The sequence below is a fragment of the Sphingomonas tagetis genome (assembly GCF_024211275.1).
Taxonomy (GTDB): domain Bacteria; phylum Pseudomonadota; class Alphaproteobacteria; order Sphingomonadales; family Sphingomonadaceae; genus Sphingomonas; species Sphingomonas tagetis.
In genome coordinates this window covers 37,979-47,706 of sequence record NZ_JAMLDX010000013.1, presented here as the reverse complement: position 1 = coordinate 47,706, position 9,728 = coordinate 37,979, and the positions used below count along the sequence as shown (strand labels likewise).

The 9,728-nt window shown below is 67.9% G+C and carries 12 protein-coding genes and 1 other RNA gene; 4 read left to right on the top strand and 9 right to left on the bottom strand.

The window, feature by feature from the left end; all coding sequences use genetic code 11:
* Nucleotides 1-63: 63 nt before the first annotated feature.
* From M9978_RS15740 to M9978_RS15710, 7 genes are all read right to left on the bottom strand, one after another.
* Nucleotides 64-387, bottom strand: a complete 324-nt coding sequence (locus M9978_RS15740) for a YbaB/EbfC family nucleoid-associated protein (protein WP_254294819.1) — start codon at nucleotides 385-387, stop codon at nucleotides 64-66.
* A complete protein-coding gene (locus M9978_RS15735) occupies nucleotides 384-2,012 on the bottom strand; it encodes a DNA polymerase III subunit gamma/tau (protein WP_254294817.1) in 1,629 nt (542 codons plus the stop codon). The genes M9978_RS15740 and M9978_RS15735 overlap by 4 nt, the downstream gene beginning before the upstream one ends.
* Nucleotides 2,013-2,053: 41 nt before the next feature.
* Nucleotides 2,054-2,152: signal recognition particle sRNA small type (gene ffs / locus M9978_RS15730), an RNA gene on the bottom strand.
* A 34-nt stretch (nucleotides 2,153-2,186) separates the two neighbouring features.
* Nucleotides 2,187-3,035: a class A beta-lactamase gene (gene bla / locus M9978_RS15725; RefSeq protein WP_254294815.1), complete on the bottom strand. Its 849-nt coding sequence runs from the start codon at nucleotides 3,033-3,035 to the stop codon at nucleotides 2,187-2,189.
* On the bottom strand, nucleotides 3,035-3,370 hold the full coding sequence (locus M9978_RS15720; protein WP_254294813.1) for a 2Fe-2S iron-sulfur cluster-binding protein: 336 nt from the start codon (nucleotides 3,368-3,370) through the stop codon (nucleotides 3,035-3,037). The genes bla and M9978_RS15720 overlap by 1 nt, the downstream gene beginning before the upstream one ends.
* A complete protein-coding gene (locus M9978_RS15715; protein WP_254294811.1) occupies nucleotides 3,367-4,461 on the bottom strand; it encodes a cysteine desulfurase family protein in 1,095 nt (364 codons plus the stop codon). Before M9978_RS15715 ends, M9978_RS15720 begins: the two co-directional genes overlap by 4 nt.
* Nucleotides 4,458-5,549: a cysteine desulfurase family protein gene (locus tag M9978_RS15710; RefSeq protein WP_302054052.1), complete on the bottom strand. Its 1,092-nt coding sequence runs from the start codon at nucleotides 5,547-5,549 to the stop codon at nucleotides 4,458-4,460. The genes M9978_RS15715 and M9978_RS15710 overlap by 4 nt, the downstream gene beginning before the upstream one ends.
* A gap of 94 nt (nucleotides 5,550-5,643) precedes the next feature.
* Between M9978_RS15710 and M9978_RS15705 the strand changes: the two genes are divergently transcribed.
* Genes M9978_RS15705 through M9978_RS15695 form a run of 3 tightly spaced genes read left to right on the top strand, consistent with a single transcriptional unit; the run spans nucleotide 5,644 to nucleotide 7,388 of the window.
* Nucleotides 5,644-6,300 carry an alpha/beta hydrolase gene (locus M9978_RS15705; protein ID WP_254294807.1) on the top strand — a complete coding sequence of 219 codons (657 nt, stop codon included), beginning with the start codon at nucleotides 5,644-5,646 and terminating at the stop codon, nucleotides 6,298-6,300.
* Nucleotides 6,301-6,355: 55 nt separating this feature from the next.
* The gene (locus M9978_RS15700; RefSeq protein WP_254294805.1) at nucleotides 6,356-6,916 is read left to right on the top strand and encodes a lipocalin family protein; all 561 of its coding nucleotides are present in this window, start codon (nucleotides 6,356-6,358) and stop codon (nucleotides 6,914-6,916) included.
* A gap of 4 nt (nucleotides 6,917-6,920) precedes the next feature.
* Entirely contained in the window at nucleotides 6,921-7,388 is a 468-nt protein-coding gene (locus M9978_RS15695; RefSeq protein ID WP_254294803.1) for a GFA family protein, read from the top strand.
* Between the two features lie 158 nt (nucleotides 7,389-7,546).
* Here M9978_RS15695 and M9978_RS15690 read toward each other — a convergent pair whose 3' ends face one another.
* Nucleotides 7,547-7,723, bottom strand: a complete 177-nt coding sequence (locus M9978_RS15690) for a hypothetical protein (protein ID WP_254294801.1) — start codon at nucleotides 7,721-7,723, stop codon at nucleotides 7,547-7,549.
* A gap of 120 nt (nucleotides 7,724-7,843) precedes the next feature.
* Between M9978_RS15690 and M9978_RS15685 the strand changes: the two genes are divergently transcribed.
* Nucleotides 7,844-8,653, top strand: coding sequence for a ferredoxin--NADP reductase (locus M9978_RS15685; RefSeq protein WP_254294799.1), 810 nt, complete (start codon nucleotides 7,844-7,846; stop codon nucleotides 8,651-8,653).
* A 3-nt stretch (nucleotides 8,654-8,656) separates the two neighbouring features.
* On the opposite strand, the gene M9978_RS15680 is transcribed toward M9978_RS15685, so the two are convergent.
* The gene (locus M9978_RS15680; protein ID WP_254294797.1) at nucleotides 8,657-9,625 is read right to left on the bottom strand and encodes a threonine ammonia-lyase; all 969 of its coding nucleotides are present in this window, start codon (nucleotides 9,623-9,625) and stop codon (nucleotides 8,657-8,659) included.
* Nucleotides 9,626-9,728 lie beyond the last annotated feature (103 nt).

Sequence of the window (9,728 nt, the reverse complement as noted above, 5' to 3'; positions counted from 1 at the left end):
CTCCAACTGGAACATTGGCGGCGAAACGCGGACGCCAAATAGATTGTTCCCGTTGTGAAATGTTCAGAACGGCAGCTTGAAGCCCGGCGGGAGCGGCAAGCCGCTGGTGAGCTTGGTCATTTCCGCGTTCGACGCGGCGTCGGCCTTGGCGCGTGCGTCGTTGAGCGCGGCGGCGATCAGGTCCTCGAGCATCTGCTTCTCGCTCGGCGCGAGCAGCGATTCGTCGATATCGACGCCGATGATGCGGCCCTTGGCGCTGGCCTTGACCTTGACCAGCCCGCCGCCCGACACGCCATCGACTTCGATATTGTCGAGATTGCCCTGCGCCTTGGTCAGCTCGTTCTGGACGTTCTGCGCCATCGCCATGATGTCTTCGATACTCTTCACGCGGTCCTCCGTGCGTCGTTGTTCCAGCCGATCAATTCGGCGTCGGGAAATGCTTCGATCGCCGCGGCGACGACCGGCGAAGCCAGCACCGCGTCACGCTCCGCCAGCGCCGCGGCCGCCATGACCTCGGCCAGCGTCGCTTCGCCGGGCGCGTCGGTGACCTTGACCGACCAGCGCTTGCCGAGCGTGCGGCGCACGGCCTGCTCGAAATCACGCACCAGATCGGCGGGCAGACCGCGGCTGCTCACCTCGATCACTGGTTCGCTGAACGAAATCATGCGGACGAGGTTGCGCGCGCGCGCCGCGATGTGATGGTCGTGGGCCGCTTCGAGCCGGTCGAGCAGTTCGGCAAGGTCGCGCGGCGCAGCCGGTTCGGCGGGAGCCGAGGGCGTCGAGGCGGCAGGACCGCCGACCGGTAGTCCCTCGGCGATCTTGCGCGCCAGCTCACCGGGATCGGGCAGAGTCGAGGCGTGAATCACACGCAGCAGCGCCATCTCGCACGCCTCGATCGGCAGCGCGGCGCGGGCGACCTCGTCATGGCCCTTGAGCAACAGCTGCCACAGGCGATGCAGCACCGGGAAGCCGAGCTTCGCCGCCCATTCGGCGAGCGCCTGAGTCTCCTCCGTCGCCTGCCCCGGGATCGCCTCATTGCCGAGCTTCGACAGCGTCACGCGGTGCACCGTCTCGAGCAGCGACTTGAGCACCGCCTGCGGATCGACGCCCAGATCATATTGATCGCGCAACGCCTGCAGCGCGCCGGGCGCATCGCCGGCGATGACGAGCCCGAACAGCGCGCGGATCGCATTGCGATCGGACAGGCCGAGCATCGCGCGTACCGCGTCGGCGGTGACCGCGCCGCCCTCGATCCCGGCATGCGCGATCGCCTGATCGAGGATCGAGAGGCCGTCACGCGCCGAGCCCTCCGCGGCGCGCGCGATCATCGCCAGCGCCTCGGGTTCAGCCTCGGCGCCTTCCTTTCCGGTCACCTCGGCGAAATGCGCAGCCAGCTTCTCGGCGGGAATGCGGCGCAGGTCGAAACGCTGGCAGCGCGAGAGCACCGTCACCGGCACCTTCTGCACCTCGGTCGTCGCGAAGAGGAATTTCACATGGCCGGGCGGCTCTTCGAGCGTCTTGAGCAACGCGTTGAACGCGTTCTTGGACAGCATGTGGACTTCGTCGATGATGTAGATCTTGTAGCGTGCGCTGACCGCCGAATAGCGCGACGCATCGATGATCTCGCGCACGTCGTCGACGCCGGTATGGCTGGCGGCGTCCATCTCGATCACGTCGATATGGCGCCCCTCGGCAATCGCGCGGCACGGTTCGCACACGCCGCACGGGTCGATCGTCGGACCGCCCTGCTCGTCCGGGCCGATGCAGTTGAGCGCCTTGGCGATCAGCCGCGCGGTCGAGGTCTTACCCACGCCGCGCACACCGGTCAGCAGAAAGGCATGCGCCAGCCGGTCGCGCTTGATCGCGTTGCCCAGCGTCTGGACCATCGCATCCTGCCCGATCAGCTCGGCAAAGGTCTGCGGCCGGTATTTGCGCGCGAGCACGCGATAGGCCCCAGCATTGGGGTCGCGCGGCTGCGGGGGTTCGTCGAGGCCAAGCAATGAATCGGACATTACGGGAACCCTAGCGGGTCATGCGGCTCGCGTCATGTGGGGAAGGTGGGAGCCGGGACGACCCGACACGAAAATCGTTACGGCTGCTTCCTTCCGGACCTGACCGGGTTGGCGACGGCATCGTCCGCCCGACTCCCGCGGCGCATATGGGGGAAGCGCGGCGCGATTGCAATGTCAGGCGAAAAGCGCGCCAACGAGCTGCCCCACCTGCGCGTGCACGGCGTTCGCCCTGGCTGGATCGAGGCCGGGGGCGTCGAAATAGCAGCTGATCAGGATCGGCTTGCGGCCCGGCGGGGTAGCGATGGCGATGTCGTTGACATAGCCGTCGCCGCTGGTGCCGGTCTTGTCGCCGACGCGCCAGGCCTTGGGCAGGCGGGCGCGCAGCCGGTCCTTGCCGGTGGGCGAGGCCTCCATCCATCCGATCAGTTTTGCGCGCGACGCCGGAGAGAGGATGTCGCCGAGCAGGAGGCGGTTCATCAGCCACAGCATCGCCTGTGGCGTGGTGGTGTCGCGTTGATCGTCGCCGCGCACGCGGTTGAGTTCGGGTTCGTCGCGGTCGGAGCGGGTGACGGCATCGCCCGCGTCGCGGATGAACTTGGTCAGGCCGCGCGGGCCGGCGATCTGGCCGAAGACGAGGTTGGCGGCGCTGTTGTCGCTCATCACCACGGCGGCTTCGAGCAAGGTCTCGACCGGCAGCGCGCCTTTCGCCAGATTCGCCCGCACGACGGGCGCATATTCGAGCAGATCGGCCTCGCCGAAGCGGATTTCGCGCTTGAGGTCGAGCTTGCCGCGGTCGGCCAGTGCGAGCACCGCCGCCGCGAGCGGCAGTTTGAAGGTCGAGCACATCGCGAAGCGCGCTTCCGCCCCGTCGAAATAGCGCCGTCCGGTGCCGGTATCGAACGCGGCGAGGCCGAGCCGTCCCCCGGTTTCCTCGCGGATGCGGGCGAGCGGCCCCTTCTTCTGTGCGAAAGCGGGGACTGCGGCGAACGCGGTGGCGGCGGCGAGGATGTGGCGTCGGTTCATCATCGCCCCTGCATATCACGATGTTCTGAAGGCAGCCTGACTGTGAGGCCGTCGAGCGTGTCGTCGAGCACGATCTGGCATGAGAGGCGGCTGGTGCGCCCGGCACCGACGGCGAGGTCGAGCATGTCCTCCTCCTCTTCGCTGGCGCGCGGCAGGCGGGCGAAATCACCGGGTTCGACGATGACATGGCAGGTCGAGCACGCCATCTGGCCCTCGCAGGTGCCCTCGAGCGGCATACCCCTCGCCTGCCCCACTTCGAGCAGCCGGTCGCCGGGCTTTGCCTCGGCCTCGACCGCGAGATCGCCGTCGGCGGTGAGAAACCGCACCTTGATCATGCCGCCACCTGTTGCGCGCGCGCGGCCTGGTCGATCGCGAGGCAGGCGGTGAGCAAATCTTCCTCCGTGGTGTAGCGCCCGAAGCCGAGGCGGATGCTCGACCGTGCTTCGGCGTCGCTGAGTCCGATCGCCTTGAGGACGTGGCTTGGCCGGCCGGAGCCGCTGGCGCAGGCCGAACCGGCCGAAAAGGCGATGCCGCGCAGGTCGGACATCAGCCGCGCCACGTCGAGGCCGGGATAGCGCAGGTTGAGGTTGCCGGGATAGCGTTCGTCCTTCGATCCGTTGAGCGCCCAGCCGGCGCCGGCGAGCATCTGGAAGGCGGCGCGGAACAGTTGCGAGACATGCGCGCGGTCGGCGCCGAACCGCTGCTTGGCGAGCGCCGCGGCCGCGCCGAACCCGGCGCACAAAGCGGGCGAGAGCGTGCCTGAACGGCCGAGCGGCTCCTGTCCGCCGCCGTGGAGGAGGGGCTCGAGCGTCACGCCGTCGCGCACCCACAATGCGCCGATGCCCTTGGGGCCGTGGATCTTGTGCGCGGAGACCGCGACCAGATCGGCGGTGTCGGGGACGATCTCGCGGCCGAAGCCCTGCACCGCGTCGGTGAGGAACAGCGCGCCGGCCTGTTTTGCGAGCGTGGCGAGTTGCTCGACCGGCTGAATCGCGCCGATCTCGTTATTGACCAGCATGACGGCGACGAGGCCGGTGCCGGGCTTGATCGCCTCGCGCGCGGCGGCGAGATCGGCGAGGCCGTCGCTGCCGACCGGCAGCATCGTCACCGCGCGCCCGCGGCGCGCCTCGGCGGCGGCGGTGTCGAGCACCGCGGCGTGCTCGGTCGCCAGCGTGACGATCGGGCCGGTGCTGCCCTTGATCGCCCAGTTGAGCGCCTCGGTCGCGCCACTGGTGAAACTGACCGTGCCGCCATCGGGCATCAGCTCGGCCACCGCCTCACGTGCGACCTCAACCGCGGCCTTGGCCTTGCGCCCGGCGGCGTGCGCCGAATGCGGGTTCGCGAAATCGTCGCGCAGCCAGGGCAGCATCGCGTCGAGCGCCTGCGGGGCGAGCGGCGTGGTCGCCTGATAATCGAGGTAGATCATGTCCGTTCGAACGCCTGCAATCCGCCGTGCCGCGCCGATTGCGCCATATTCTGCCACAGTTTGGCAAAGGCGTGCGTCTCTTCCTTGCTGGTCTTGCGGCCGAAGCTGACGCGGATCACTTCGCGCAGTTCGGACTCCTGCCAGCCCATCGCGGTCAGCACATGGCTCGGCCGCATGCTGCCCGACGAACAGGCGCTGCCCGCCGACACGGCATAGCCGGCGAGGTCGAAGCGGATCAGCTGCGCCGCTGCCGACAGACCGGGCATACGATAGGCACGAATCGCCGGCGTGTTCTCGACGCCATAGCCGACGATCGTGCCGCCCGCCTGTTCGACCGCGAAATCGAGCTTGCGGCGCAAATCGCGCAGCGGTTCGAGCGGCTCGGGCACTTCGAGCGCGGCGGCATAGCCGAGCGCGCCCGGCAAATTCTCGGTGCCCGCACGATAGCCCTTTTCCTGCCCGCCCACCGGCAGCAGCGTCGCAAAGTCTCGGATCATCAACGCGCCGATCCCCGGCGGCCCGCCGCGCTTGTGCGCCGAGACCGCGATGAAATCGGCATAGAGCAATGGCGCGTCGTCGGCGCGCGCGGGCATCTGCGCGGCATCGACCAGCAGCAGGCCTCCAAACTCTCGCACGATGCGGGCGATCGACTCGATCGGCTGCTTCACGCCGGTCTCGCTATTGGCCCATTGCACGCAGACCAACGTGCCGGGCTGCATCGCGGCACGCAGCGCGTCGAGATCGACCTGACCGGTCGGGCGCACCGCCAGCACGCCCGCGCCCTCCGAATGGCGCAGCACCGAATCATGCTCGACCGCGGTGATCAGCCGATGCTTCGCCATCGACCGCCGCAGCGCGATGTACAGCGATTCGCTCGCCCCGCTGGTCAGGATCAGCTCGTGCGGCCAGCCATAGGCGGCGGCGATACGGTGCCGCGCATCCTCCAGCGCCGCGCGTGCCGCGCGGCCCTCGCTGTGCGGAGAGGACGGGTTGGCCCAGCGCAGCATCGCATCCTTCACCGCGAGCACCGCCTGCGGCAGCATCGGGGTGGTCGCGGCGTGGTCGAGATAGATGCGGTCGGGAGCCAGGAGATTCGTTCCAATTGCTTGTGCGGACGTGCCGACTATATAGCCGTCATCGTTTTTCGCGCTACCGAACGCGCCCTTTCATAGCAGGTGGGAATTGCCCGAAGTCATCATCCCCGGTCCCGAAGGCCGTCTCGAAGGGCGTTTCGCCCCCGCTCCCCGCCCGCGTGCGCCGGTCGCGATGATCCTGCATCCGCATCCCAATGCCGGCGGCACGATGAACAACCGCATCGTGCAGGAGCTCTACAAGACCTTCCAGCGCCGCGGCTTCGCGACGCTGCGGTTCAATTTCCGCGGTGTCGGCAAGAGCCAGGGCGTGTTCGACAACGGCATCGGCGAACTGTCCGACGCGGCCTCGGCGCTCGACTGGGTGCAGAGCTTCCACCCCGAGGCATCGACCACCTGGGTCGGCGGCTTCGGCTTCGGCGCGTGGATCGGCATGCAGCTGCTGATGCGGCGGCCGGAGATTCGCGGCTTCATCTCGATCGCGCCGCCGGCCAACATGTTCGACTTCACCTTCCTCGCCCCTTGCCCATCCTCGGGCATCATCATCCAGGGCGAGAATGACGAGGTGGTCACGCCGGGCGCCGTGCAGAAGCTGGTCGACAAGCTGCGCACGCAGAAGCACATCACGATTCATCACGACACGATTCCGGGCGCGAACCATTTCTTCGAGCATGAGATGGACGAGCTGATGGGCAGCGTGGACAAATATCTCGACATGCGGCTCGACCCGAACTCGCCGATCCGGTGACCGGTGATGCGGCGGGTGCTTGTCATCCCGCCGCACGCCGTCGCATGATGGCGGGATGAAGCAATCGACCGCGATCAAGATCGCCACCGGCGTCGCCGCCGCTGCCATTGGCGGCCTGTTCCTCTATTCCCGCGCGACGCGGCCGCCGGTGATCAACCCAACGGTACCGCAGCCGGCCAAGCCGGTCGATCTCGCGCGCTATGCCGGCACCTGGTTCGAGCTGGCACGGCACGAGAACAAATTCCAGAAGGGGCTCGACGCGGTCACGGCGGAATATACGCTGGAGGACGGCGGCAAGGTCGCGATCGTCAACAGCGGGATTCGCGCAGGCGAGAACGAGCGCGTTGCGGCCGAAGGGCATGCGATCGTCGCCGACGAGGAGACCGGTGCCAAGCTCAAGGTCTCGTTCTTCGGCCCGCTCTACACCGGCGACTATTGGGTGCTGGATCACGGCGACAATTACGACTGGTCGATCGTGGGCGAACCCAGCGGACGCTATCTGTGGGTGCTGAGCCGCGAGCCGCGCCCGGCGCCGGCGACGCTGCAGGCGCTGCTCGATCATGTCGAGGCGCTGGGGTACGACCGCTGGGCGCTGCGCATCACGCGGCAGGATTGAGCCGATGGAGCGCATCGACGTCACGGTGACCGGCGGCTGCCAGTGCGGCGCGGTGCGCTATCGCGCGACTCAGATGCTCGACAACGCCCATCTCTGCCATTGCCGGATGTGCCAGAAGGCGGTGGGCAATCTGTTCGCAGCACTGGTCGCCGCGCCGAACGAGGCGCTCGAATGGACGCGCGGCGAGCCCGCCGCATTCCGCAGCTCCGAGCATGTCGACCGCGGTTTCTGCGCGGCGTGCGGAACGCCGCTCTACTATCGCAACCTCAAGGGCAGCCGAACGAACCTGACGATCGGCTCGCTGGACGATCCCGCGGCCTTCCCGCCCAGGACGCAAATGGGCAGCGAGGCGCGGATGCCGTGGTTCGGCGATTTGCCCGCGCTAAAGGATATCGGCGCGACCGAGGCGCAGGATGAAGCATGGGCCGCGGCGATCGCGGCGAGCAGCAACCAGCACCCCGACCGGGACTAGGGTCTGAACTCAATTAGAACGAGGTCGTGTCGGAGCCGAATTTGGCGCCAGGCTAGGAGCAAGGAGGACGCGATGGGGATCCATCGTGACTGACGCGCGACGCTGCTCGGCGGCCTTCCACGGGCGATCACGATCCTCGTTCTAATCGAGTTCAGACCCTAGACCGTCCAGATCAGCACGTTGCCGATCAGCACGACGGCGCAGACCAGCATCAGCACGCCCTTCAGCCGGTCGCCCCGGCGCAGGATGACAATCCCGCCCCACAGCAGCGCGAACACACCCGCGACCAGCAATGCGAGCACGGTCGAGGCGGTCGGACTGAGTTGCGTCTCCATCGCCTCGCCCCTAACGCGAAGCTGCGATTGCGTCGAGCAAAGGCTTAATTGCGATTGATTCGCAAAAAGCCTCTGCTATGGGGTGCGCCAACAACCCGAACCATCAGGAATTTCGCGCTCGTGAGCGACCGTAATGCCATTCCCCTCGCCCCTTCGGCAGCGCTGACGGTAGAGACCGTCACCAGCGTTCGCCACTGGAACGAGCATCTGTTCAGCTTCACGATCACCCGCCCGCAAAGCTTTCGCTTCCGCTCGGGCGAGTTCGTGATGCTGGGCCTGCCCGGTGAGGGCCGCCCGCTGCTGCGCGCCTATTCGATCGCCAGCCCCGCCTGGGCCGAGGAGCTGGAATTCCTGTCGATCAAGGTGCCCGACGGCCCGCTGACGTCGAAGCTCCAGCTGATCCAGCCCGGCGACCAGATGTTCCTCGGCCGCAAGCCGACCGGCACGCTCGTCACCGACGCGCTGCTGCCGGGCAAGCGCCTGTTCTTCCTGTCGACCGGCACGGGGCTCGCGCCGTTCCTCAGCCTGGCGCGCGATCCCGATGTGTACGACCTGTTCAACCAGATCCTGCTGGTCCATTCGGTGCGCCGCGTGAGCGACCTCGCCTTTCGCGAGGAACTCGAATCGCAGCTCGCCGGCGACCCGCTGGTGCAGGATCAGGCGCTGTTGCAGTTCAACTATATGCCGACGGTGACGCGCGAGCCGTTTCCGACCAGCGAGCGAATCGGCGCGCTGATCGAGAGCGGCAAGCTGTTCGGCCCGCAAATGCTGGGCGAAAAGCGGCTCGATCCCGAGACCGACCGAGTGATGATGTGCGGCAGCATGGAGATGATCAAGGATCTCTCGGCGATGCTCGAGGGCCTGGGGTTCGAGGAAGGGTCGAACGCCAAGCCGGGACAATATGTGATCGAGCGCGCGTTCGTCGGCTGAGGCTCAATCGTTGCTGCTCAGCACCTTCGCGTAAGCCTCCGCGTCGGCATTCCCGCCCGACAGCACGATCAGCATGTCCGGCGCCGGCTGCACCTTGCCCGCCAGCAGCGCGGCGAGCGCAACCGATCCGCCCGGCTCGACCACCAGCCGCAGCTTGCGTGCCGCCCAGCGCTGCGCCGCGCGCACCTCCGCCTCGCTGACCGTCACCCCGGTGACGCCGCGGCGCGAGAGCACGTCGAAGGTGAGCTGCGCGGGCTGGAAGGTCTGCAGCGCGTCGCAGGCGGTCGGCGGCGGCGAATCGCCGACCGATTCGATCCAGCCGGCCGCCAGGCTGCGGCACATATCGTCCCAGCCCTCGGGCTCGACGATCGTCGTCTGCGCATCGGGCAGCGCCAGCGTCACCCCCGCCGCCAGCCCGCCGCCGCCGCACGGCACGATCACTTGCGCCGGATCGGGCAGCCGCATTTCGGCGCATTGCGTCAGCACCTCAATCCCAAGGCTGCCCTGCCCCTCGATGATCCACGGATCGTCGAACGGCGGCACGAGGGTCGCGCCGCGGGCATGGGCGAGGTGCCCGGCGATCTTGATGCGGTCCTCGCGCATCCGGTCATAGGCGACGACCTCCGCGCCCAGCGCCATCGTCGCCTCGCGCTTCGCCGCCGGGGCGTCGGACGGCATCACGATCACCGCGGGCATGCCGAGCCGCCTGGCGGCCCAGGCGACGCCCTGCGCATGATTGCCAGAGGAGAAGGCCACCACGCCCTTGTCGCGCAGTTCGGGCGCGATCGCAGTGAGGCGGTGCCAGGCGCCGCGAATCTTGAACGCGCCGATCGGCTGGAGGCTCTCCGCCTTGATCATCACCGGCACGCCGCGGATTTCCGCCACGAACAGCGGCGTCGGCGGCAGAATCGCCGCGACTTTGGCCGCTGCGTCGCGCACCCCGGCCCGGGTCGGCTGTCGCAAAATCGTCACTGATCACCCCGCTTCACTGGCTGGACCCCCGAATCACTTTACAAGGGGGACCCCCGACCCTAAATGACCCCTCCGCTGCCCCATGGGACTTCCACCGCAAGGC